Here is a 23,975-nt window from a genome sequence, read left to right as displayed (position 1 = left end):
GTGGGCGGCGGCACCGCTGGCGATGGCCCTGCTGGCGGTGGCCGGCTGCCAGAGCACCACGGACGCGCGGCCGGAGCCCTCGCCTGCTCCCTCCACGTCCGTGGCCCGGGTGTGCACCGAGCCCGCTGCCGGACCGGCGAAGGCGCCGGCGGGAGCGGTGACTGTCGACCCGGCGGTGACCGGTGACCTGGCGGAGAAGACGAAGAGCAGTCCCCCGAACACCACGTTCTGGCTCCGGCCGGGCAGGCACAGGCTCAAGCCGGACCGCTACGCCCAGGTCGTCCCCAAGAAGGGCAACAGCTACCTCGGCGCGCCGGGCGCGGTGCTCGACGGCCGCAGGACCAACCAGTACGCGTTCGGCGGCACGGCCCCCGACGTCACCATCCGCCATCTGACCGTGCAGCGTTTCGTCGCGCCGCACGACGAGGGCGTGGTCAACCACGACTCGGCCGACGGGTGGGTGATCGAGCACGCGGTGGTCCAGAACAACTCCGGCGCCGGGCTGATGGCCGGTGCCCGGCAGCAGGTCCGCGCCAACTGCCTGCGTGACAACGGCCAGTACGGCATGAACGCGTACAAGGGCGACGGGACCATCACCGGCCTGGTGGTCGAGGGCAACGAGATCACCGGCAACAACACGGGCGACTGGGAGCGGCGGCGGCCGGGCTGCGGCTGCACCGGAGGCGTCAAGTTCTGGGCCGTCGACGGCGCCGACGTGCGCGGCAACTGGGTGCACGACAACCGCGGCGCCGGGCTGTGGGCGGACACCAACAACAACGACTTCCGCATCGAGGCCAACGTGATCGAGGCCAACGACGGTGCCGCGCTGATCTACGAGACCAGCTACAACGCGGTCGTCCGGAAGAACACCATCCGGCGCAACAACTGGGTCGAGGGGCGCAGGTACGCCGACCGCGGCGACAACTTCCCGTTCGCGACCGTCTACGTGTCCGAGTCCGGTGGCGAACCCCGGATACGGGCCCGCACGGACAGAATCGAGATCCACCGGAACGTGCTGGAGGACAACTGGTCCGGGATCACCCTGTGGGAGAACGCCGACCGGTTCTGCAACAGCCCGGCCAACACCTCCTCCGGTGACTGCACGTTGCTGGTCGAGGACACCGACCGCTGCGCGCAGCCGGGAATCTCCACCGCGCCGCTGTACGACGACTGCCGGTGGCGCACCCAGCGGGTGGACATCCACAGCAACCGCTTCGTACTGGACAAGTCCGTCGTCGGCTGCACGGTGAAGTGCGACCGGATGGCGGTGCTGGCCAACTACGGCACCTACCCGGAGTGGTCGCCGTACCAGGGCGAGCGGGTGGCTGAGGCGATCACCGGCGAGCAGCACAACCGCTGGTACGACAACGTCTACCTCGGGCCGTGGAAGTTCGTCGCCCACGACCCGAGCCGGGTGCTCGACTCCGGGCAGTGGCAGGACCCGCCGTACCGGCAGGACGCCGGCAGCACCTTCCGCGCGCGGGACGGTGGTTGAGATGGGCGCGCACCACACGCCGAGGATCGTCGCCGCGGTCTGGGGGCTGCTGGTCCTCAACACACTCGGCTCCGCCGGGGCGGTGACCGTCATCCCGCTGCCCCGCTCCCTCATCCAGATGGTCACCATGGGCGCGCTGGTGGCCGCGTTCGCCCTGGCACTCGCCGTCAACCCCCGGGTGCGCGTCCGCGCCAGCGCCTACGTGTTCCTGCTCACCCTGCTGCTGGTGCCGAGCGTCATCTCCAGCGCGGACCTGGAGTCCGGGCTCGGCGCGCTGTTCCGCTGCGCCCGGCTGGCCCTCTTCGTCGGCACGCTGTGGCTGCTCAGCCGCTGGTGGGACGGCGGCCTGACGTTCGTCCGGCACCACATCCGGATGTACTTCGCCGTTCTGGGGACGGTGGTCGCCGGCGCGCTCATCTCACCGGGCGCCGCGATGCCCGACCTCTACGGCGGGCGGCTGGTCGGCGCGTTGTGGCCGCTCACCCCGCCGCAGATCGGGCAGTACGCCGCGGTGGTCATCGGGCTGACCGTGCTGCTCGTCCTGGGCCGCCAGGCCGACAGGGGCAGCGCGGCGGTGGTCGTCGTGCCGGCCCTCCTCCTGCTCGCGCTGACCCACACCCGCACGGCCACGCTCGGCCTGCTCGTGGGGCTGGTGCTGGCGATCGGCTCGCTCCTGATGACCAGCTCCGCCGCCCGCCGCCTGTTCGCCTGGACGGCGCTGTGCGCCGCGGTGGCCGCGGTGGGGCTGGGCTCCGCGCTGCAGGCGTGGTTCCTGCGCGGGCAGAGCCAGGAGCACTTCACCAGCCTCACCGGCCGGGCCAAGGTCTGGGACGCCCTGCTGGCAGCGCCCCGGACCACCACGGAGTACCTGTTCGGCGCGGGCCTGGGCGACAAGTCGTTCGGCGGACTGCCGATCGACAACAGCTGGCTGGCCGTCTACCACGAGCAGGGCGTGACCGGCGTCGCCCTGGTGGCGGCGGTCTTCGTCGTGCTGGGCGGCGTCGCGCTGCTGCGGCCCCCGTCGCTGTCGCGGGCCTGCGCGATCTTCCTGATCAGCTACTGCGGGATCGCGTCGTACACCGAGGCCGGGCTGGGCGACGCCTCGCCGTACCTGCTGCACCTGGCCGTCGCCGCCTCACTGCTGGCGGCGCCCGCCGCGGCAGCTCCCCTCCCGGCGCCCGAAGTCCGGGGACGGCACGTCCCGCTGCGGGCCCGGAAACCGGAGGTGGCATGAGCATGCGAGTCCTGGTGGTGCACAACCGCTACGCCTCGGCGCAGCCGAGCGGGGAGAACCGGGTCGTCGACCAGGAGGTGGCGCTGCTGCGCGGGGCCGGCCACCGGGTCGAGGTGTTCGAGCGGCGCAGCGACGACATCGCCGCCCGGTCGCTGCCGGGCAAGGCCGCGGTGGCGCTGGCGGTGCCGTGGAACCCGGCGGTCCGCTCGGAGTTGGCCGCCCGGCTGCGCGCCGAGCGGCCGGACGTGGTGCACGTCCACAACGTCTTCCCGCTCCTGTCGCCTGCGGTGCTGGCCGCCTGCGCCGACACCGGTGTGCCCGCCGTCGCCACGCTGCACAACTACACCCAGGTCTGCCCGCCCGGCACGCTGCAGCGGGACGGCCGGCCGTGCACCGAGTGCGTCGGGGCCGCGCCGCTACCCGCCGTCCGGCACGGCTGCTACCGGGGCTCCCGGCTGGCGACCGTGCCGCTCGCGGTCAGCCTGTCGGTCAACCGGCGGCGCTGGTGGTCCGGCGTGGAGCGGTTCTTCTGCATCTCCGCGGCGCAGCGCGACGTCCTGGTACGGGCCGGCATGCCGGCCGAACGGCTGGCGGTGAAGCACAACTTCGTGCCCGACCCTGGCAGTCGCCGGGCGGGCACCGGCGAGCACCTGCTCCACCTCGGCCGGCTCGCGGAGGCCAAGGGCGTGCGGGTGCTCATGGCCGCGTGGGACGAGATCGCCACCGGCGGAGGGGTGGGCGTACCGCTGGTGATCGCCGGCGCGGGGCCGCTGGAGCAGGAGGTGGCCGCCTGGGCCGCGGGCCGGGACGACGTGCGGTACGTCGGCCTGTACGACCCGGCGCAGTGCCGGCAGGCCATCGAGCGGTCGGTCGCCGTGGTGGCTCCCTCCACGTGGCTGGAGACGTTCGGCCTGGTGGTCGTGGAGGCGATGGCGGCCGGGGTCCCGGCCGTCGCCGCCGGTCACGGCGCCTTCGTCGAACTCGTCGAGGACGGGACGACCGGGCTGCTGCACCGGCCGGGTGAGGCCGCCTCGCTGGCGTCCTGCCTGCGCCGGATCACGGCCGATCCGGCCCGCAACGAGGAGATGGGCCGGGCGGCCCGGCGCCGCTACGAGCGGGACTTCAGCCCGGCCGTCGGGCTGGAGCGCCTGGTGGAGGGGTACCGCACCGCGCTCGCGGGTCGGTACGGCGGCGGGGACGGCCCGCCGCCGACAGGGCACAACAACACTGGCTCGCGGCGGGGGCACCCGCACGGGCGGGATGGGGGAAGTTGATGAACCGATGCCGACTCTGCGGCTCGGCGGCGCTGGCGAGCGTCGTCGACCTCGGGGCGACTCCGCCGTGTGAGAGCTTTCTCGCCGCGGACCAACTGGACCAGCCGGAGCCGGCGTACCCGCTGCACCTGCGGGTCTGCACCGACTGCTGGCTCGCGCAGATCCCTCCGCTGATCACGCCGGAGGAGACGTTCACGCAGTACGCGTACTTCTCCTCCTACTCGACCTCCTGGGTGGAGCACGCGCGCACGTTCGTCACCGACACCGTGCGGCGGCTGGGCCTGGGGCCCGAGGAGAAGGACGCCTTCGTGGTGGAGGTCGCGAGCAACGACGGGTACCTGCTGCGGCACATGGTGGACCGCGGCATCCGCTGCCTCGGCGTCGAGCCCTCGGTGAACGTCGGCGCCGCGGCGCGGGAGGCGGGTGTGCCCACGCTCACCGCGTTCCTGGACCCGGCCACCGGTTCGGCCGTCCGCGCCGAGCACGGCCCGGCGGACCTGGTCGTGGCCAACAACGTGTACGCGCACATCCCCGACGTGGTCGGGTTCACCCGGGGCCTGCGCGCCCTGGTCGCCGACGACGGCTGGGTCTCGGTCGAGGTGCAGCACCTGCTGACCCTGATCGAGGAGAACCAGTACGACACGATCTACCACGAGCACTTCCAGTACTACACGGTCGCATCCGCCACCCGGGCGCTGGCGAGCGGCGGACTCACCCTCGTGGACGTCGAGTTGCTGCCGACGCACGGCGGCTCCATCCGGCTGTGGGCCCGGCCGGCCGAGATCGCGGGCGAGCCGACGCGGCGGGTGGCCGACGTGCTGGACCGGGAGAAGGCCGCCGGACTGCAGGAGCTCACCGGGTACACCGAGTTCTCCACCCGGGTGGCCAGGGTCCGCCGGGACCTGCTGCGGTTCCTCATCGACGCGGCGGAGCGCGGCGAGACGGTCGTCGGCTACGGCGCCCCGGGCAAGGGCAACACCCTGCTCAACCACTGCGGCATCCGGCCCGACCTGCTCCCGTACACGGTCGACCGCAACCCCTACAAGCACGGCAGGTTCACCCCGGGCACCCGCATCCCGATCCTGCCCCCCGAGCGGATAGCGGCCGACCGACCGGACTACGTCCTCGTCCTGCCGTGGAACCTGCGGGCCGAACTGGTCGAGCAGCTCTCCTTCGTACACGCCTGGGGCGGGCGCCTGGTCTTTCCCATTCCGGAACTGAGCATTGTCGAGGTCAAGCGATGAAGGTCGTACTGTTCTGCGGCGGCTACGGGCTGCGCATGCGCAGCGGAGCCTCCGACGACGTGCCCAAGCCGATGGCGATGGTCGGCCCACGGCCGCTGATCTGGCACGTCATGCGCTACTACGCGTACCACGGGCACACCGAGTTCATCCTGTGCCTCGGGTACGGGGCCCGGCACATCAAGGACTTCTTCCTCAACTACGAGGAGACGACGTCCAACGACTTCGTACTGCGCGACGGGCAGGCCGAGTTGCTGTCCACCGACATCGCCTCCTGGACGATCACGTTCGTGCAGACCGGCGTCGAGTCGCCCATCGGTGAGCGGCTGCGCAGGGTGCGGCACCACCTGGACGGCGACGAGATGTTCCTCGCCAACTACGCCGACGTGCTCACCGACGCACCGCTGCCGGAGATGATCGACCGGTTCGCGCGCCGCGACGCCGGTGCGTCGATGCTGGTGGTGCCGCCGCAGTCCTCGTTCCACTGCGTGGACCTGGGCGACGACGGCCTGGTGGGGGGCATCACCGCGGTGAGCGAACTGCCGCTGTGGGAGAACGGCGGCTACTTCGTGCTCCGCCAGGAGGTCTTCGACCACATCCCGGAGAACGGGGACCTGGTCGCTGACGGATGCGCCCAACTGGCCAAGCACGGACGGCTGGTGGCGTACCAGCACAACGGCTTCTGGAAGCCGACCGACACCGTGAAGGAGCGGGCGGCGCTCGACGACGCCTACGCCAGGGGCGACCGGCCGTGGGCCGTGTGGGAGCGGGACGGCGCGGCCGCGGGCGCGACCGGCGGCAGGTACGGCTCCGGAGCGAGGACGTGATCCGGCTCGGGTCCGGGCGACTGGACCGGCTCGTCGCGGTGGGGGCGCACTGCGACGACATCGCCATCGGTGCCGGCGGCACGCTGCTGGCACTGTGCCGCGCGCAGCCGGGTGTCCGCGTCGACGCGCTGGTGCTCTCCGGCGGTGGCGGCGAACGGGAGCAGGAGGAGCAGGCCGCGCTCGCCGCGTTCTGCCCGGGTGCCGATCTGCGGCTGACCGTGCTCAAGCTGCCGGACGGGCGGCTGCCGGCGCACTGGGACGAGGCCAAGGCCGCGGTCGAGGAGCTGCGCGGGCGGACCGAGCCGGATCTTGTGCTGGCGCCGCGCACCGAGGACGCGCACCAGGACCACCGCGGGCTGGCGAAGCTGGTGTCCACCGCGTTCCGCGACCACCTCGTGCTGGGCTACGAGATCGTCAAGTGGGACGGCGATCTCGGCCGTCCCACCGCGTACCAGCCGCTGCCGCCGGAGACCGCCGAGCAGAAGGTACGGCTGCTGCTGGAGCACTACCCCTCGCAGCGGCACCGGCCCTGGTACGACCGGGAGGCCTTCCTCGGGCTGGCCCGGATACGCGGCATCGAATGCCACGCGCGCTACGCCGAAGCGTTCGCCGTCACCAAACTCACTCTCGACCTGGGGGAATGAACCTTGCGCGTACTGCTGACCGGACACCAGGGATACCTGGGCACGGTGATGGCCCCCGTGCTCGCGGCTGCCGGGCACGAGGTCGTGGGGCTGGACTCCGGCCTGTTCGCCGACTGCGTGCTGGGCCCACCGCCCGCGGACCCGCCGGGGCCGCGGGTGGACCTGCGGGACGTCACGGCCGAACACGTCGCCGGAGTGGACGCCGTGATCCACCTGGCCGCCCTGTCCAACGACCCGCTGGGAGCGCTGGCGCCCGAACTGACCTACGCCATCAACCACCACGCGTCCGTACGGCTGGCCCGGCTGGCCCGCGACGCGGGAGTGCGGCGCTTCCTGTACGCGTCGACCTGCTCGGTCTACGGCGCCTCCGGCGGAAGCGGCCTGGTGGCCGAGGACGCCCCGCTGCGCCCGGTGACGCCGTACGCGGAGTCCAAGGTGCGGGTGGAGGACGACCTGCACGCGCTCGCCGACGACGACTTCACTCCGGTGTACATGCGTAACGCCACCGCGTTCGGCTTCTCGCCCCGGCTGCGCGCCGACATCGTGCTGAACAACCTGGTGGGCCACGCTCTCCTGTCCGGCGAGGTGCTGGTGCTCTCCGACGGCACCCCCTGGCGCCCGCTGGTGCACGCCGCCGACATCGCGCGGGCCTTCACGGCCGCGCTGACCGCGCCGCGCGAGGCGGTGCACGACCGGGCGTTCAACATCGGCAGCGAGACCAACAACGTCACGGTCGCCGAGATCGCCGAGCAGGTCGCCGAGGCGGTGACCGGCTCGCGGGTGGTGATCACCGGGGAGACCGGTGCCGATCCGCGGTCGTACCAGGTGGACTTCTCCCGGTTCCGCGCCGCCGTCCCCGGGTTCGACTGCGAGTGGACGGTGAAGCAGGGCGCGCTCGAACTCGCCGACGCCTACCGGGAGCACGGGCTGACCCGGGAGGCCTTCGAACAGCGCTTCACCCGGCTGGCCGTGCTGCGCGCGGCGTCCGACACCGGCGCCGTCGACGACACCCTGCGGTGGCGCCGGTGACCGAGACCGGGGAGGAGACGGCGGCCGGCGAGGAGATGTACGCCCTGGTGGAGCGGCTGTACCCGCTGTGCCGGAGCATCACCGGCGACGGGGTGCGCGCCACCTTGGACGTCGTCGGCGAGTACGTGCCGCTTCAGGTGCACGAGGTGCCGACCGGAACCGAGGTGCTCGACTGGACGGTGCCGCAGGAGTGGAACATCCGGGACGCGTACATCGCCGACCCCGCGGGCCGCCGGGTCGTCGACTTCGCCGCTTCCAGCCTGCACGTGCTCGGCTACAGCGTGCCGGTGTCGGCGACCATGCCGCTGTCCGAGCTGCGCGAACACCTGCACACCCTGCCGGACCACCCGTCCTGGGTGCCGTACCGCACCAGCTACTACCAGAGGCAATGGGGGTTCTGCCTGGCCCAGGACACCCTGGACGCGATGGAGGACGGCGACTACGAGGTGCGCGTCGACTCCACCCTCGCCGACGGCCACCTCACCTACGCCGAGCACGTGGTCCCCGGGCAGGTAGCCGACGAGGTGATCGTCTCCTGCCACGTCTGCCACCCGTCGCTGGCCAACGACAACCTGGCCGGCGTCGCGGTGGCGACGTTCCTCGCCAGGGCGCTGGCGGAGCGGACCCCGTACCACACGTACCGGTTCCTGTTCGCGCCCGGCACCATCGGGGCGATCACCTGGCTGGCCCGCAACGCGGAGCGGGTGCAGCAGGTCAAGCACGGGCTGGTGCTGGCCTGCGCCGGCGACCCGGGCCGGCTGACGTACAAGCAGAGCAGGCGCGGCGACGCGGAGATCGACCGGGTGATGCGGCACGTGCTGCTCGCCTCCGACCGCCCGCACCAGGTCACCGAGTTCACCCCCTACGGCTACGACGAGCGGCAGTTCTGCTCACCGGGGTTCGATCTCGGCGTGGGCTCGCTCAGCCGGACCCCGTACGCCGGCTATCCCGAGTACCACACCTCGGCGGACAACCTGGACTTCGTCACGCCGCAGGCGATGGCCGACACGCTCGCCCTCTGCCGTGAGGCGTTCACCGTGCTGGACCGCAACCGGCGGTACGTCAACCTCAGCCCCTACGGCGAGCCGCAGTTGGGCCGCCGCGGGCTGTACGACTCGCTCGGCGGCCGCAGCGACGCGAAGCAGGCCCAGCTGGCCATGCTCTGGGTGCTCAGCCTCTCCGACGGCGAGCACAGCCTGCTGGACGTAGCCGAGCGGTCCAAGCTGCCGTTCGACGCCGTCGCCGCCGCGGCCGGCGCCCTGCACGGCGCCGGGCTGCTCAAGACATGACGCCGACGGCGTCGGAGGAGGGGAAGGCATCGGCATCGGCATCGGCATCGGCGGCCGAACGCTCCCGGCGGACGGCCAAGCGGGCCATCGTCGGCCGGCTGTCCTGGGGGCTGGCCGACCAGGCGGCCTCCAGCATGACCAACTTCGCGGTGGGCATCTACGTGGCACGCTCGCTCGGGCTCGCCGCGTTCGGCGTGTTCAGCCTGGCCTGGGTGACCTACGGCGTGGCGCTCAGCGTCTCCCGCGGGCTGGCCACCGACCCGCTCGTGGTGCGCTTCAGCGGCGTGCCGGAGGCGTCCTGGCGCCAGGCGGTGGCCCGGTCGTCGGGCACCGCACTCGGCGTCGGTGGCGCCGTCGGCGGGGCGTGCCTGGCGGCCGGGCTCGCACTCGGCGGAAGCATGGGGACCGCGTTCGCCTGCCTCGGCGCCATGCTGCCGGGGCTGCTGCTGCAGGACTCCTGGCGGTACTCGTTCTTCGCCGCAGGGACCGGGCGGAAGGCGTTCGTCAACGACCTCGTGTGGGGCGTCGCCCTCGTCCCGGCCATGGTGGTGGCGGCCAACGTGGGCAGCGTGGCCGCCTTCGTGCTCGCCTGGGGCGGGTCGGCCGCGGTGGCCGCGGGGTACGGCTGCCTCCAGTCCGGTATCCGGCCCCGGCTGACCGGAGCGCGCGAGTGGGTTCGCGAGCACCGCGACCTGGGCTACCGGTACCTGGTCGAGAACACCTGCGTCAGCGGCGCGAGCCAGCTGCGGGCGTACGGGCTCGGCGCGATCGTCGGAGTCGGCGCGGTGGGCGTGATCCGAGGCGCCGAACTGCTGCTCGGCCCCTTCCTCGCGGTGCTGATGGGGCTGTCCCTGGTCACCGTCGCGGAGTCGGCCCGGGTGCTGCGGCGGGCCCCGCACCGGCTGGGCAGGTTCTGCCTCCTGCTGGGCGGCGCGCAGGCCGCCGCCGCGCTGCTCTGGGGCGCGGCACTGCTGCTGGTGCCGGACCGAGCCGGCGCGCTCGTGCTCGGCGACGTCTGGCACGCCGCCTCCCAGCTCATCGTGCCGGCCACGCTCGGCGTCGCCGGCGCGGGCCTCGGCGCCGGCGCGGCGGCCGGGCTGCGCGCGCTCGGCGCGGCCCGGCGCAGCCTGCGCTGCCAGCTGTTCGCCTCCGCCTGCTACGTCGGCGGCGGTCTCGGCGGGGCGGTCGCGGCCGGCACGGTCGGCTCGGCCTGGGGCGTCGCCGCCGCGACGCTCTGCGGCTCGGCCGTGTGGTGGCTGCACCTGCGGGCCGCCCTGCGCGAGCGCCGCCACGACCCCATCCACGAAGAGAGGACGCCATGACCGCCGCTCCCCGGCTGAGCATCGGCCTGCCCGTGTACAACGGCGAGGAGTACCTCGCCGAGGCGTTCGACGCCCTGCTCGGCCAGACCTACGAGGACTTCGAACTGGTCGTCTCCGACAACGCCTCGACCGACGGGACCCAGGACATCTGCCGCCGGTACGCCGCGCGGGACTCCCGCATCCGGTACCTCCGGCTGCCCCGGAACATCGGCGCCGCACCCAACCACAACCACGTGTTCACCGAGTGCCGCGGCGAGTTGTTCAAGTGGGCCTCGCACGACGACCTGTACGCCCGCGACCTGCTGCGGCGCTGCGTCCAGGCCCTGGACGAGCGGCCGGAGGTGATCCTCGCGCACAGCGGCCAGGCGGTCATCGACGGCGGCGGCCGGGTGAAGGTCCCCTACGAGTACGGGCTCGCCACCGACTCGCCGCTCGCACCGGAGCGCTTCCGCAGCCTGCTGTTCGAGCCCGGCGGCGACGACTTCTACGGCGTGATGCGGGCCGACGTGCTGCGCCGGGTGAAACCGCACGACAGCTACCACCACGCGGACCGCACGTTCGTCGCCGAGATCACCCTGCACGGCCCCTTCCACCAGGTGCCGGACCTGCTGTACTTCCGCCGCGACCACCCCACCCGCGCCGAGCGGGCGAACCCGGGCAAGCGCTCCCGCTGCGTCAACCTGGACCCGCGCCGGGCAGGCATGCTGCACCCGGTGCCCCGGCTGCTGGCCGAGTACGTCTGGGGGTTCGTCTCAGCGATCCGCCGGGCGCCGCTGTCCCCGGCCGACCGACGCGCCTGCTACCGCCACCTGGCCGCGTGGATGACCAGCCGCGCCCGGCCGGGCGCCGGCGAACGGGTCGAGGACCGCGCCCCGGTCGACCAGGCCCGGCTCACCGTCTCCGTCGACGCCCTCGTAGCCGGCCGGGAGAGGCGGCAGTCATGACGCCGACGAACGGGACTCCGGTGCGCGTCGGCGTGTTCGGCCTGCTCGGCTCCGGCAACCTCGGTAACGACGGCTCACTCGAAGCCGTGCTCGGCTACCTCCGGCGCGAGCACCCGGAAGCGGCCGTGGACGCGCTGTGCGGCGGCCCCGAAGTCGTCACGGCCCGGTACGGGATTCCCGCGACGCGGCTGCACTGGTACCGCGGGGAGTACCGGACCGCGTCACGTGCGGGCGCGATCGCGGGGAAGGGGCTGGGCAAGCTCGTCGACGCCTTCCGCACCGCTGCCTGGGTACGCCGCCACGAGGTGGTGATCGTTCCGGGCATGGGCGTCCTGGAGGCCACGCTGCCACTGCGGCCGTGGGGCTTCCCGTACTCGCTGTTCCTGCTCTGCGCGACCGGCCGGCTGTTCGGCACCCGGGTCGCGCTGGTCAGCGTCGGCGCCGCCCCGATCGGCAACCGGCCGACCCGGACCCTGGTGCGCTGGTCGGCGCGGCTGGCCGCCTACCGGTCCTACCGGGACGCCCCGTCCCGCGACGCGATGCGGGCGATGGGCGTGGACACCACACGCGACGAGGTCTACCCGGACCTCGCCTTCGCCCTGCCCGCGCCGCGGGTGAGCGCTCCTGCCCGCCCGGAAGGGCTGCTGGGCCAAGTCTGCGTCGGCGTCATGGACTTCCACGGCGGCAACGACGACCGCGCCCGGGCCGAGGAGATCCACCGGCGCTACCTCGACGGGATCACCCGCTTCGTCCGAGCGCTGGCCGAGCACGGCAGACCGGTCCGGCTGGTCACCGGCGACACGGCCGACGAGGCGGTGGCCGCCACGATCCTCGACGCGGTGGACTCGCCACTGGTCACCGCCGCCGAAGCGGCCTCGCTGGCCGACCTGATGCAGGAGATGACGGCTGTCGGCACTGTCGTGGCGACCCGGCATCACAACCTCATCTGCGCGCTGAAGGTCGGCACGCCGACACTCGCGCTCAGCTACGCGGCGAAGAGCGACACGCTCATGGCGCGGATGGGCCTGGACGCCTACTGCCACCCGGCCCGCGCGGTCGACGCCGACCGGATGCTCGAACAGTTCCAGGAACTGGAGCGCAGATCGGCGGAAGTGCGACGGACCCTCGGCGAGCGGAACCAGGACGCCGCCCGTCGCCTGGAGCACCAGTTCACCGCCCTGACAGCGGCCCTGTTCCCGGCGGCCGACCGCGCCCAAGCCCACGACCACACCCACACTCTGCGGGAGGCTCCATGAACGCGCCCGGAACGAAAGCGACCGCGATGAAGGCCACCGAAGTCCCGGCGATCGCCGGTGCGTACCTGTTCGAGCCGACTCCGCACACCGACGAACGCGGCTTCTTCTGCCGCACCTTCGACGCCGAGGTGGTCCGCTCGGTGGGCATCGACCCGGACGCCTTCGTCCAGGACAGCCTCTCCCGCTCGGTCCGGGGCGTGCTGCGCGGCCTGCACCTGCGCTCCGGCGAGGGCGAGGCCAAGCTCGTGCGCTGCTCGTACGGGAAGGTCTTCGACGTTGTCGTCGACCTGCGGACTGACTCTCCGACCTACCGCAACCGGGCCTTCTTCGAGCTGTCCGACGACACACAGGTGACCCTGTACATCCCGGCGGGGTGCGCGCACGGCTTCCAGGCCCTCACCGAAACCGCCGACGTCTCGTACCGGATCAACCGCCCGCACGATCCGGCCGAGGACGTGACGATCGCCTTCGACGACCCGGACCTCGCCATCCCCTGGCCGCTGCCGGCCACTTCGATGTCCGAGCGTGACCGGAAGGCGCCAAGCCTCGCTGAGGCCCTGCGCCAGAAGGCGAGTTGAGGACGCGTGGACACCTTTCGGAACGCCGAAGAGGACAGTTCGGACTTGCAACTCCCCCACTCACGGGCGGCGAACGAGCGGCTGCACGCCATGATCCCCGGAGGCGCGCACACCTACGCCAAGGGCGACGACCAGTACCCCGAGAACCTGGCCCCCGTCATCAGCCACGGCCGCGGAGCCCACGTGTGGGACGTCGACGGCAACCGCTACGTCGAGTACGGCTCCGGCCTGCGCTCGGTCAGCCTCGGCCACGCCCACCCCCGCGTACTGGAGGCGGTGCGGCGGCAACTCGACCGCGGCAGCAACTTCGTCCGGCCGTCCGTCGTCGAGGTCGAGGCAGCGGAACGCTTCCTGGCCACGGTGCCGACCGCCGAGATGGTGAAGTTCGCCAAGAACGGCTCCGACGCCACCACCGCCGCCGTGCGCCTCGCCCGCGCCGCGACCGGGCGCCCACGGGTGGCCCTCTGCGCCGACCACCCGTTCTTCTCCACCGACGACTGGTTCATCGGCACCACGCCCATGTCCGCTGGGGTGCCGGAGTCGACCAGCGACCTCACCGTGACGTTCCCCTACGGCGACCTGGCCGCCACGGAGGCACTGCTCACCCGGTACCGGGACGAGATCGCCTGCCTGATCCTCGAACCCGCCACCCACACCGAGCCCCCGCCCGGGTACCTCGCCGGCCTGCGCGAACTGGCCGACCGGCACGGCTGCGTGCTGGTCTTCGACGAGATGATCACCGGCTTCCGCTGGTCCGAGGCGGGCGCCCAGGGCCTCTACGGCGTCGTCCCCGACCTCTCCACGTTCGGCAAGGCGCTGGGCAACGGATTCGCCGTCTCCGCACTGGCCGGACGCCGCGGGCTGATGGAGATGGGCGGGCTGCGCCACTCCGGCGACCGGGTCTTCCTGCTGTCCACCACACACGGCGCCGAGACGCACTCCCTGGCAGCCGCGATGGCCGTGCTGACCACCTACGTCGAGGAGGGCGTCACCGCGCGACTGCACACCCTGGGCGAGCGGTTGGCCGCCGGTGTTCGCGACGCTGCCGCCGCCATGGGCGTGGGCGACCACGTCGTCGTCCGGGGCCGGGCCAGCAACCTGGTCTTCGCCACCCTCGACGAGAACCGGCAGCCCTCGCAGCAGTACCGCACCCTGTTCCTGCGCCGGCTCCTCGCGGGCGGGGTGCTGGCCCCGTCGTTCGTGGTGAGCAGCGCGCTGGACGACGCCGACATCGATCACACCGTCGACGTGGTGGCCGACGCCTGCGCGGTGTACCGGAAGGCACTGGACGCCACCGACCCCACCCCCTGGATGGGCGGACGACCGGTGAAGCCCGCATTCCGCCGCCTGGCGTGACTTGACGGTCAGTCAACTACGATGCTGCGGACCGGCGTCGGTCGTCCCACCGACCGCCCGGTCCCGCCGCCCGGTCCACCAGCCAGGCGGTCGCCGGTACCACCGCCAGCGCCGTGCACCAGCCGCCCAGCGTGTCGGTCGGGTAGTGCGCGCCCAGCGCGACCTGCGCCCACCCCATGGCGCCGCCGACAACCAGCCCGGCAGCGAGCACGAGTGACGTGCTGGCCGTCCTGCCCAGGCCGAGCCGGCCGGTCACGAGCAGCGCCACCACGAGGGCGAGCGCGGTGAGGAAGGCGGTGTGCCCGCTCGGGTAGGACAGATGCCCGTCGTGGATGGTGCGCCCCACCAGCGGCTTGAGCAGCTTCGTAGCCCCCACGGCCAAGCCGGTGCCGGCGACGACCAGCACCGCCGCCCGACGACGCCGAAACAGCAGGCATCCCGCCACGACAGTTGCGACCACTGCCGCCGCCCCCACCGGCTCCCCCAGGAAGTCCACGGCCAACGCGACCTCCCGCCACGGCGACCCCACCCCGTGCATCGCCGCCCATACCCGCGCGTCCACCCCGCCGGGCCCGCTCTCCCCCGCGTACAACACCCCGAGCCCGCCGACCACCAGCGCGGCGAGCGCCGACGTCAGCCCGAGCCACGCACGCAGCAGCGGGGGCAGCAGCACCGCCGTCCTGCCGGTCACACGCCCACCGAGGGCGGACGGCTGCGGTGCCCTGCCGAGAGCGGGACGCCGCTCAACGGACCCACTGTCCGAGATCCGCGAGCAGGTCGTCGAGTACGGCCTCCTCCTCGACCCGCACGCCGCACTCCGCGAGAGCTTCGGCCAGAGCCGGGTCCCAGGGAGTAGCGGCGGGCGGGCCCGACAGGCACGGGGTTTCAGCCAGCGCGCCCACCGCTTCCCGGTAGTGATCGGCCGTGAAGCGCCACGGCCGCCAGGGGACGCTACGCGCCAGCGTTGCGGCGATGCGTACACCGCCCCAGTCGAAGTCGCCGTGGTAGAGAATGCCGACCCCCCGCGCGGACAGATCGCGCAGGAGGGTGAGCGCGGCGTCCGACGGTTGCCCCTGGAGGCACACCATGGCCGGGCAGGCCGCGCCGAAGGTGTCAGCGGCGGTGGACAGGACGGCCGGGTTCTCGCAGACATGCACGGATCGTGCCGCCGTCAGTGCGGCGATCGGTGGGCTACGGGTGAGGGTGCGGAGTGTCAGCACCGCGGGATCACCGGCGTCGGCCATCGCGTCGAGGAAGGGAGTGCCGCGCAGGTTGAGGGTGAGGGCAGTTGATGACACGTCGTCCTTGAGGAGACCCGCCGAGGCCCACGCCTCCCGCCGCCACTGCGCACCGGAACCCTCGGGAAAGCCGGTGAGCCAGCGGATGCCGGACAGCACGAGGGTGGCGAGCGGCGTCCCTTCGTCCAGGGCATGGGCGCCGGAGAGATTCCGGGCCGCGAACGTCGCCCGCGAAACCGGAGGTGACACGGGCAGTGCACGCAGCGCCCGCACGGCGGCTTCCAGCAGAGGGCCGGCGTTCTCCGGGGTACGGGCGAGGCGCCGGACGAGGCCGTCGTCACGGATCCGCTCAGCCCAGCGGGACAGCTCCGCGTCGAGGGTGCCGAGAGGGGCGTACGCCTCCTCCCAGGCCCGTTCCTCCCTGCTCCGCGTCTCGGCACGGAGTTCGACCGGGCCGGTAAGTGCCACCACGGCGGCGGCCAGACCGTCGGGGCTGGCACCGGATCGGCGCAGGACAGCGTCCACGGTGTCGAGGCGAACGCTCAGGGAGCCCCCCGACCGTGGCGCCCGCCCCAGCAGACGTTCGGTGGCGCGCCGCTGGGCTTCGTCCGGATCGGACAGCGTGACGGTGCCGGTAAGTGGCCGGCCGAGTTCCAGTCGCTGCCGAACACGGTGCACGAGCCAGGCAAGGCCGGAAGCACCGAGCAGGCGAACCAGACGCTCAACGTCGCAGGCACGGGCTTCCACCGGTGCCCGGCCGGCCGGCACCACATGCGCGGTGGCGTTCGCCGGTACCGCACCTCCAGCCGCAGTCCGGCTCCCGTCGCGAGCGCACGGAGCATCCGCACCGTTCACGTCCACTGGGCATCCTGCCCGCCGTCGCCGCGCCGCCGTTCGGTACCGTCCCATTCCCACCGCGTCACCAGGACGGCGTCGATGTCGTCGACGCGCGAGAGCTGGGCGATGGCGATGCCCGGTACCTGGGGGTAGCAGGCCCATTCCCGTTCGCTGGTCATGACCACGTCGAGGTCGAAGGCACGCAGCAGGCCCAGGCACTTGGCGCGCGAGTCGTCGTCGACACCGGCGAACGCCTCGTCCAGAGTGACCAGGCGCGGGGCGTGGGCGCCTCCCGCGCTCGCGTAGTGCGAGGACGCGGCGGCGAACAGCGGCACGGACGCGGCCAGCACCCGTTCGCCGCCCGAGGCGGGCCCGGTGGCCGGCACCCACTTGCCGTGCTGGTGGCGTTCGACGCCGAACTCGTGCCAGGTCCGGTAGTCGAGGGCGGCGGTGAGGTCCTCCAGCCAGCTGCCGGCGCTGTCGTCGGCCTGCCGGAGGGCGATCTGCTCCTGGAGGAACGCGCCGACCGCGGACCGGTCCTCGGACGACCATGCGTCGGCTGACTGGCGCAGCCGTTCACGGGCCTGGGCCAGTCCCTGCGGGGCGCGGCGGGACGCCCGCCACACCAGGCGCAGTTTCATGCCCGTGGATGTGGGGCGCTCCTCCAGCTCCCTGTTCATGGCGGCCACCTGCCGCTCGGCCGCCCCGATCAGTTCCTGGAGTGTTCCGGCGACCTCGGTGATCAGGTGGGTCTGAAGGATCTCGCGCTCGCGTGCGGACAGGATGCGGGTCAGTTCCGCCACCTCGACGGCCAGCGCCTCGGCAAGCTCGGGCACGGCCCGTTCCCGGCCCTGGTAGACGATGTCGACCCGCATGCCGTCCTCACCCGGACGTGCGGTGGCGGTGTGGCCGTGCCGGGAGAGCGCGTCCTGGAGCCTGCCGAACTCCTCGCTCAGCCGGTTCTGCACACGTTCCCAGGCGGCGTCGGAGTCGTCGACCGAGGAGAGGCGGGACTCGACGGAGCGGGCAAGGACGACGGCTGGGGTCGCCGCCCATGTCCCTCCGTCGTCGTCCGGCACGGCGATGTCGGGCAGGGCGACGGTGAGCAGCCCCGTCGAGGCGAACCGCTGGAACGCGGCTACGGCTTCCTCACGAGCGGCGGTCGCCTCGGTGACGTCCTCGTTGAGCCGCTCGATGCGCCCCTCGGCGCGGCTGGCGCGCCGGTCGGCGTCACCGTGGTCGGCCTGCGCCTGCCGCTGTTCGCTCCCGCAGGCACGGGCTGCCTCCGCCGTCTCCTCCAGCCGCCGCTGAAGTTCGGCGACGGCCGCTCCGACGGTGGAGCGGAGTGTCGTGAGGTGTTCGTCCGCCGCCGCGGCGGCCCGGGCCGCCTGCGCCGCGCGCTCCGCGAGTTCGGCGACGAGGAGTTCGGCCCGGCGGGCCTCCGCCTGCTCCACGGTCACCGCGCGCCCGGCCTCGGCTCGTTCACGCAGCGCGGGCCACAACGCCGCCAGGAGGGCGGTGTGGTCGGCGAGCGCCTGGCGTACGGCGCCCAGTGCCGTCGGGTCGGCGGGGAGGTTCAGGGCGGCGGCGGTGTCGGCGAGTTCGGCCGCGGCGCGGCCGGCCCGCTCCGCCGCAAGGGCCAGTTCCGCGGACCGCTCGTCCTGCCGGGCACGGGCCCGGTGGGTCGCGTCGGTTGCGGCGGTGACCTGCGCGTGTGCGTGGCGCAGGTGGTCGTCACCCGGCACCGCGGCGAACTCGGCGTCGAGCACGGCGCGGCGCTCGGCCACGGCGCTTGACTCCTCGGCCAGTTGTTTCCGCTGAGCCGTCAACGCCGCGATTTCGGTGCGCAGTTCGCCGATCCGGGTGCGTCGCGCCTGTTCCCGCGCTCCTTCTCCCACGTACTGGGCGCTGTCCTTGGCCCAGCTTCCGGTGAGTGCGCCGACCCGGAAGCGCCCGTCCGCGCCCACCCAGGTGTCAAGGCCGCCGGCCTCCCACGTGGTCTCCCCGGGCCGGTCGCCGTTGCTTCCGGCCAGCCCGATCGAGGCGAGCAGCCGCGCGACCGCCTCCTCGCCCACGGCGGCGGCCCCCACGTCGGCGGGGTTGACCGCCGGGCACAGCACCCGGTCGAGGCCGGAGCCGCCGAGCAGTCCGACCGGGTCGAGCAGCACGTCGTGGCCGTCCGCCGCGATCGTGGAGCCGTCGGGCCGCACCCAGGCGTCGAGGAGTCCCGAGGCCTCCAGCGCGGCCTCCAGTCCCGCGCGGTCGGTCTCGGTGACGTGCGGGCGGAAGTCGACAAGCCGCCACAGCGGCGCGCCGAAGCCCCGGTCCCGCACGTCGGACGTGCGTGTGTACGGGGCCGCCGGGCCGCGCTCCCCGCCGGTCTGGAGGGCGGTCAGCTCCTCGGCCGCCAACCGCTGCCGTTCCGCCGTCGCCGTCTCGCGGTGGGCCAGGCGGGCCGTCTCGTCGGCCAGCCGGGAGGCGGCGGCGCGCTGCGCCTCGGCCGCCGCCGTACGGGCCGGCAGGGGGCCGTCCAGCCCGCTCACCCAGTCCTGCACCGCGTCCAGTACCCCCGGCAGCCCTGGCACTCGCAGCTCCGCACAGCCGGAGAGGTGCTCCCGCACGGCCGTGACCAGTGCCCGCCCGGCCGTGGCGACGTTCTCCTCCGCCTCGGCCAGTCGCTCGGCACCGTGTACGGCCTCCTCGTCGGCCTCGTCGGCACGCAACCGGGCGGTCCTGCGCTGCTCCTCGGCCCGCCCGGCACGCGTGGCGAGCTCCACCACGTGCTCAACGGCGCGCCGTCTGCCCTCCGTTGCCTCCTCCGCCTCCTCGCGCAGAACCGTGTCGGGAGCTCCCTGTGTCCGAGGGGCGTCGAGGCGGGCCGCGGCGGCGCTCTCCGTCACGCGGTCCTGGATGCCGTCCAGGGCTTCCTGGGCCGCTGTGAGCCGGTTAGCGGCGGTGGCGTGCCGGCCCAGGGCGCGGGTGTGCGCCTCAGCCGCCGTCCGCCGGTCCGCTTCGGCCCGTGTCACCTCTGCGGCCGTGCGGGAGGCGTCGGCCGCCGCCTGGTCGAGTGCACGGGCGTCGCGCATCTCAGGTCCGGACCGCAGCGCGGCGTCCTGGGCGGCGAGCCGCGCGGCCCGCTCGTCGAGTGCGGCACCCCTCGCACGTGCCTCCTCCCGGTCCGTCTCGGCCTGGTCCCGCTCCCCCTGCGCCTTGAGGAGTTCCCGCTGGAGGTGCTCGTAGCGGGCGTGCTCGCGGCGGGGCAGGCGGGCGCGGCGCCGGGAGGCGAGGCGGGCGTAGCGGCGGTAGTGGTCGAGGAACGCCGAGGAGGCCTGGTCGGCCTCGCGGGCCGCCCGCAGTTCCTCCTTCTCCTCGTCCAGTGACCGGAACGCCTCCGCCGCGTCGGCGACCACCGCCTGATCCATCGGCGGCAGCGCCTCGGTCAGCGCCCGGGACAGGGCGGCTTCGCTCGGGCGCTTGGACAGCTGGGGCTGGCGGAGCTGGATCAGCAGGTCGACGAGGGCGCCGTAGCGCTGTTCACCGAGACCGAACAGGGCTTCGTCGACCGCTCTGCGGTACACCTTCGCCGTGTCGTACACCATGCCGTGCTTGCCGACGGCCTCCACGAGCCGGTCCCGGGACAGCGCCGTGCCGGTCGCGTCCAGCAGGTGGAGTCCGGCACCGATGCGCTGGTGTGTCACCGCGAACCAGTGCCGGGCGATGCCGCGCCCGGCGACCGCCTTCAGCCCGCACAGCAGCGTGCGGAAGTGCGCCTCTCCTGTGGCTCCGTCGAGCCGTCCGAACTCGATCCAGGTGTAGCCCAGGCGTTCCGGGTGCGGGTGCTCGCCGCCCAGGAGCAGGTTCCACTCCATGCGCTTGCCCGGGTCGCTGTCGGGCTCCACTCGGCGGGCGGAGAGATCGCCGTCCAGGAGGAACGGCAGGGTGAGGGCGAGCACCTTCGACTTGCCGGTGCCGTTGTTGCCGCGCAGCAGCAGCCGTCCGTCGCGGAACCAGAACTCCTCGACGTCGTAGTGGAACAGGTCGACGAGCCCGATGCGGAGGGGCCGCCACCGGCCGGGCGCTGGGCTGGGAAGCGCGGTCACGGCGCCGTTCACCTCTTGTCCTTCGGGTTCTCCCGCACGGCCGGGTCCGGGCGCGCGGCGGGGTGGTGGGGTGCGGGTCCCGTCTCCTTGATGACGGGCTCGCCGACCGCGTACCGGGCGAGGGCCGGTCGCGGAACGACGCCCTGTTGCGTGCGCTCGGCCAGCCCAAGCGCCACCAGCTTGGTCAGCGCCTGCTCGACGAGTTCGGGCTCTGCTCCGGGTTCCCGCGCCGACTTGGACCAGAAGCCGGCGTGCTGCACGGCCAGTTCCCTTACGAGGGCCTCCAGTTCGGCCGGTTCGACGGGCCCGGCGGCCCGCGCCAGATGCCCTGCCAGCAGCAGGGTGAGGTGACCGTGTGTGCCCTGTTCCGGCATGCGTACGTCGGTGAGGTCGTCGAGTGGGTCGACCATGGCGATGCCCTCGGCACGGACCTCCGGTACCAGACCGGTCAGTTCGTTGATGCGTGCGGTGATGAAACCGCGCTGCCGGGTGAGGTAGGCGAGTTCGTCGTCGGTGAGGTCGTCGTAGTAGAGCACCGGGTCGTCGAGAAGGCAGCGGGTCAGCTTCCACCGGATCGCACGGAAGCGGTGTTCCTCGCTGTCGAGCGCGGTCTGCGAGGCCATCTCCACCAGCCGTTCGTCGAAGCCCTCGGCCTCGACCATGGACGGCCCGCGCAGGGTGGCCGGCATCCCGGCCAGCACCCGCCGCCGCACGTCGTACAGCACGTCGCCCGATCCGCTGACGTACGCCTCCTCGTCGCCGGCCACGCGCCGCAGCACCCCGAGCCGCAGCAGCAGGCGGACGACAGCCGCGAGATCGAGACGCTCGTCGCGCCGCTCCAGGGTGAACGTGATTCCGGCAGCCACGAGTTCGGGGTCGGCGGCGGCCAGGACGACCTGTTCGGCGAGGCGGCCGAGTGCCACCTGTGACTCTCCCCGCTCCAGCGCGGCCAGCGTCAGACAGAGCAGTACGTAGCGGCGGCGGGTGAAGGGCAGGGCGGTCCGGGCGGCCTCGCGCGCCGGATGTGTGGCGTCGGTGAAAGTACCCGGTGTCTTGCGCAGCCGGGCGGCGTCGGCGTCCGTACGCAGCGCCCATCCGACGTTGCGCTCGAACCACTCGCGCAGCTCGGTGGTGTGCCTGCGCACCAGGCGGAAATCGTCGGAGTGCGGCCCGTCGGCGGTGAGCAGCGGCACCTTCAGCAGCGCCCGCACGGCCCGTTGCAGGTCGGCCTGGCGCTGGCCGTCCAGGACCTCCGCGAGCGGCCCGCTCATCGGTCCTCCGCGCGGTGCCGGGCAACCCGGGAGGGGTGGAGGGCGCCACCCTGCCGGGGTGCCGGAACAGCCATGGGCGCGGCACCGGACACGGTCGTCTGCGCATTCGGCGCGGGCGGGTCGTTCGGCTCGGCCGGGTCGGGAAGGTGCCCTGCGGGCGTGTCGGCCCGGCCGGAGCCGTTGCCACCCGTCGTGAGGTCGACGATGTCGATCAGGTGGTCGGGGCCACTGAACACGCCTTCAGGCGTGTGCAGTTCGGCCGACGATCCGTCGTCGAGAGCCGTCAGCCGGATCTCCATCGACCCGTCCCCGCTGGTGGCCATGGTGGAGGTCGTGCCCGGCCGCCAGGTGGCGAGCGCATCACCGAGCAGGCGCAGGAACAGTTGGAAGGCGGACGGATCAAGTTCGCCCAGCCGGGACAGCCGCACCGGTCCGCCCGTCACCAGACGGTCCCGCGCCTGCCTGGCCTCTCCCGCCTCCCGGGCGGCGATCTCGGCGAGTTCACGCTTCGCCGCACCCCGGTCGACCACCTTGCGTGGCTTGCCGCGTCGTTCGTAGCTGCCGGTCCGGCGCAGCTGAGGACTGATCCGCAGCGGTCGCGCCTTGCCCCATGGCGTCGAGGCCGGCTCCGGTGAGGCCGCCCGCTCGACGAGGGTGTCGGCGTCGACGGTCAGGTGCCGGGAGGAGTGCAGCCCGAACGCCACCCGCCACAGCCGGTGCCGTGCCGCGTCGTCCGGCGCCTGGGCGAACCAGCGCGCCAGCGTGCGGAAGTCCGCCGAGCGGTCGGACCGCCCGGCACGCCGCTCGTTCAACTGCCGCACCACCGCGAGGAGCTGCGGGACCGAGCCGAGCGCCCGTCCGCGCAGCAGCCTGGCCTGGGACTCCCGTCCCTCCCCCGAGACGAACCACTGCGCGAGCCCCGACCACCGGGCGGCCCACTTCCTGTACGCCGCCTCCTCTGCGTGCGCGGCCTCCTCTGGAGCGGCGTCGGCAGCCTCGCGGGCGGCGGCGAGCCGTAGCACCGGCCCGACCCGGTCCTGCTCCTCCAGTTCCCCGATCAGCAGGGCGATGCGGCCGCCGAGGGTGATGAGGTCCTGGATGAACCGCTCCAGGTACTGGATCAGCCGGTCTTTGTAGGCCAGGAACGCCTCGACCTCGATGTCGTGCAGGTCGATGGTGCGCTGAAGCGAACCCATGAAGGCGCGGGCGTTGTCCGCGAGGTCGGTGAACCGTGTCGTCAGCACGGACAGGGCGACGTACACCTTGGCCGGGTCGGGATCGTCCTCGACGGCGATCACCAGCAGCGCCCGCAGCTGCGTCACGATGTCGTGCAGTGCGACCGCCTGGAGCTCACCACGCCGCCCCAGCATCTCGTCGTACGTCCCCAGCGCCGCCTCGGCCGCTTCGCCGGCCCGGGTGAGCTGGTAGATGAAGCGCCTGCGGTAGAAGTCCTCGACCGCCGTCACCCTCGCATGGTCCGGATCCGCGCGCAGGTTGCCCCAGTCCACGAGCTTGTCCAGTGCCTGCGTCACCGCTTCGAGGCCGGCGGGCCGGCTTTCCGCATCCAGGGCGGAGTACACGTCCTCGGGCCGCAGATGCACCGCGAACTGCTCCTTGGCGACGAGGAAGGCGCACATCACCTGCCGGTAGAGGGCGGCGTTGGGGGCACTCAGGTGTGCGAACGGCGCGTAGTCGACGGGGGGAACAGGGTTGGCAGGTGGGGATGTCGGGGACGTCTGAGAGCTCATCGCCGGCGATTCTCCCAAACCCGGGCGCCTGTCTGTGCGGGTTGTCCACTTTCTGCCCGCCCGGCGCACCCGCCTTCGTTGCCGTCCGGACGCCCCGGGACGCCCCAGCCACCGTCGGACGCGGAGAAAGCGCACCCGTTCGGCGAGAACGGCAGCAGCGGAATCGGTGTCGGCCAGCCTGGCTGCCAGGGTGGCCTCCGCAAGACGTGGTGGCAGAGCCTCTGCGAACTTCAGTCCACGCAGAGCGCGTTCGTCGACGTCCGGCAGACACGGCCGGTCCGTCGCCTCGCGC

The 23,975-nt window shown here is 73.0% G+C and carries 18 protein-coding genes; 13 read left to right on the top strand and 5 right to left on the bottom strand.

Annotation, left to right across the window (positions count from 1 at the left end; all coding sequences use genetic code 11):
• Window positions 1–22 precede the first annotated feature (22 nt).
• From QNO07_RS23750 to QNO07_RS23690, 13 genes are read left to right on the top strand one after another with little or no spacing between them, the layout of a single operon-like run.
• The gene (locus QNO07_RS23750) at window positions 23–1,495 is read left to right on the top strand and encodes a right-handed parallel beta-helix repeat-containing protein (protein ID WP_283994395.1); all 1,473 of its coding nucleotides are present in this window, start codon (window positions 23–25) and stop codon (window positions 1,493–1,495) included.
• A gap of 1 nt (window position 1,496) precedes the next feature.
• Complete coding sequence (locus QNO07_RS23745) at window positions 1,497–2,729, top strand: O-antigen ligase domain-containing protein (RefSeq protein WP_283994369.1); 1,233 nt, start codon at window positions 1,497–1,499, stop codon at window positions 2,727–2,729.
• 2 nt (window positions 2,730–2,731) lie between these two features.
• Window positions 2,732–4,003, top strand: coding sequence for a glycosyltransferase (locus QNO07_RS23740; protein ID WP_283994394.1), 1,272 nt, complete (start codon window positions 2,732–2,734; stop codon window positions 4,001–4,003).
• Window positions 4,003–5,247: a class I SAM-dependent methyltransferase gene (locus QNO07_RS23735; RefSeq protein WP_283994368.1), complete on the top strand. Its 1,245-nt coding sequence runs from the start codon at window positions 4,003–4,005 to the stop codon at window positions 5,245–5,247. Before QNO07_RS23740 ends, QNO07_RS23735 begins: the two co-directional genes overlap by 1 nt.
• Complete coding sequence (locus QNO07_RS23730) at window positions 5,244–6,071, top strand: sugar phosphate nucleotidyltransferase (RefSeq protein ID WP_283994367.1); 828 nt, start codon at window positions 5,244–5,246, stop codon at window positions 6,069–6,071. Before QNO07_RS23735 ends, QNO07_RS23730 begins: the two co-directional genes overlap by 4 nt.
• Window positions 6,068–6,715 (top strand): PIG-L deacetylase family protein, encoded by a 648-nt coding sequence (locus QNO07_RS23725; protein WP_283994366.1) that lies wholly within the window; start codon window positions 6,068–6,070, stop codon window positions 6,713–6,715. The genes QNO07_RS23730 and QNO07_RS23725 overlap by 4 nt, the downstream gene beginning before the upstream one ends.
• A gap of 3 nt (window positions 6,716–6,718) precedes the next feature.
• Window positions 6,719–7,744: an NAD-dependent epimerase/dehydratase family protein gene (locus tag QNO07_RS23720; RefSeq protein WP_283994365.1), complete on the top strand. Its 1,026-nt coding sequence runs from the start codon at window positions 6,719–6,721 to the stop codon at window positions 7,742–7,744.
• Window positions 7,745–7,779: 35 nt separating this feature from the next.
• On the top strand, window positions 7,780–9,033 hold the full coding sequence (locus QNO07_RS23715; protein WP_283994393.1) for a DUF4910 domain-containing protein: 1,254 nt from the start codon (window positions 7,780–7,782) through the stop codon (window positions 9,031–9,033).
• Window positions 9,030–10,355: an MATE family efflux transporter gene (locus QNO07_RS23710; RefSeq protein ID WP_283994364.1), complete on the top strand. Its 1,326-nt coding sequence runs from the start codon at window positions 9,030–9,032 to the stop codon at window positions 10,353–10,355. Before QNO07_RS23715 ends, QNO07_RS23710 begins: the two co-directional genes overlap by 4 nt.
• Window positions 10,352–11,299 carry a glycosyltransferase family 2 protein gene (locus tag QNO07_RS23705; protein WP_283994363.1) on the top strand — a complete coding sequence of 316 codons (948 nt, stop codon included), beginning with the start codon at window positions 10,352–10,354 and terminating at the stop codon, window positions 11,297–11,299. Before QNO07_RS23710 ends, QNO07_RS23705 begins: the two co-directional genes overlap by 4 nt.
• Entirely contained in the window at window positions 11,296–12,555 is a 1,260-nt protein-coding gene (locus tag QNO07_RS23700; protein WP_283994362.1) for a polysaccharide pyruvyl transferase family protein, read from the top strand. The genes QNO07_RS23705 and QNO07_RS23700 overlap by 4 nt, the downstream gene beginning before the upstream one ends.
• Before the next feature lie 26 nt (window positions 12,556–12,581).
• The gene (gene rfbC / locus QNO07_RS23695; RefSeq protein ID WP_283994392.1) at window positions 12,582–13,133 is read left to right on the top strand and encodes a dTDP-4-dehydrorhamnose 3,5-epimerase; all 552 of its coding nucleotides are present in this window, start codon (window positions 12,582–12,584) and stop codon (window positions 13,131–13,133) included.
• A gap of 45 nt (window positions 13,134–13,178) precedes the next feature.
• Complete coding sequence (locus QNO07_RS23690) at window positions 13,179–14,489, top strand: glutamate-1-semialdehyde 2,1-aminomutase (RefSeq protein WP_283994361.1); 1,311 nt, start codon at window positions 13,179–13,181, stop codon at window positions 14,487–14,489.
• Between the two features lie 16 nt (window positions 14,490–14,505).
• On the opposite strand, the gene QNO07_RS23685 is transcribed toward QNO07_RS23690, so the two are convergent.
• From QNO07_RS23685 to QNO07_RS23665, 5 genes are all read right to left on the bottom strand, one after another.
• Window positions 14,506–15,180, bottom strand: a complete 675-nt coding sequence (locus QNO07_RS23685) for a phosphatase PAP2 family protein (protein ID WP_283994360.1) — start codon at window positions 15,178–15,180, stop codon at window positions 14,506–14,508.
• Window positions 15,181–15,232: 52 nt separating this feature from the next.
• Window positions 15,233–16,405 carry a TIGR02679 family protein gene (locus QNO07_RS23680; protein ID WP_502961919.1) on the bottom strand — a complete coding sequence of 391 codons (1,173 nt, stop codon included), beginning with the start codon at window positions 16,403–16,405 and terminating at the stop codon, window positions 15,233–15,235.
• Window positions 16,406–16,578: 173 nt separating this feature from the next.
• Window positions 16,579–20,676, bottom strand: coding sequence for a TIGR02680 family protein (locus QNO07_RS23675; protein ID WP_283994358.1), 4,098 nt, complete (start codon window positions 20,674–20,676; stop codon window positions 16,579–16,581).
• The gene (locus QNO07_RS23670; RefSeq protein ID WP_283994356.1) at window positions 20,673–21,935 is read right to left on the bottom strand and encodes a TIGR02678 family protein; all 1,263 of its coding nucleotides are present in this window, start codon (window positions 21,933–21,935) and stop codon (window positions 20,673–20,675) included. The genes QNO07_RS23675 and QNO07_RS23670 overlap by 4 nt, the downstream gene beginning before the upstream one ends.
• The gene (locus QNO07_RS23665; protein ID WP_283994355.1) at window positions 21,932–23,683 is read right to left on the bottom strand and encodes a TIGR02677 family protein; all 1,752 of its coding nucleotides are present in this window, start codon (window positions 23,681–23,683) and stop codon (window positions 21,932–21,934) included. Before QNO07_RS23665 ends, QNO07_RS23670 begins: the two co-directional genes overlap by 4 nt.
• Window positions 23,684–23,975: the final 292 nt, after the last annotated feature.

It is taken from the genome of Streptomyces sp. 549, from assembly GCF_030124175.1.
GTDB lineage: Bacteria > Actinomycetota > Actinomycetes > Streptomycetales > Streptomycetaceae > Streptomyces.
Note: the sequence above shows the minus strand (reverse complement) of the source record. Positions and strands in the feature narration are given on the sequence as shown.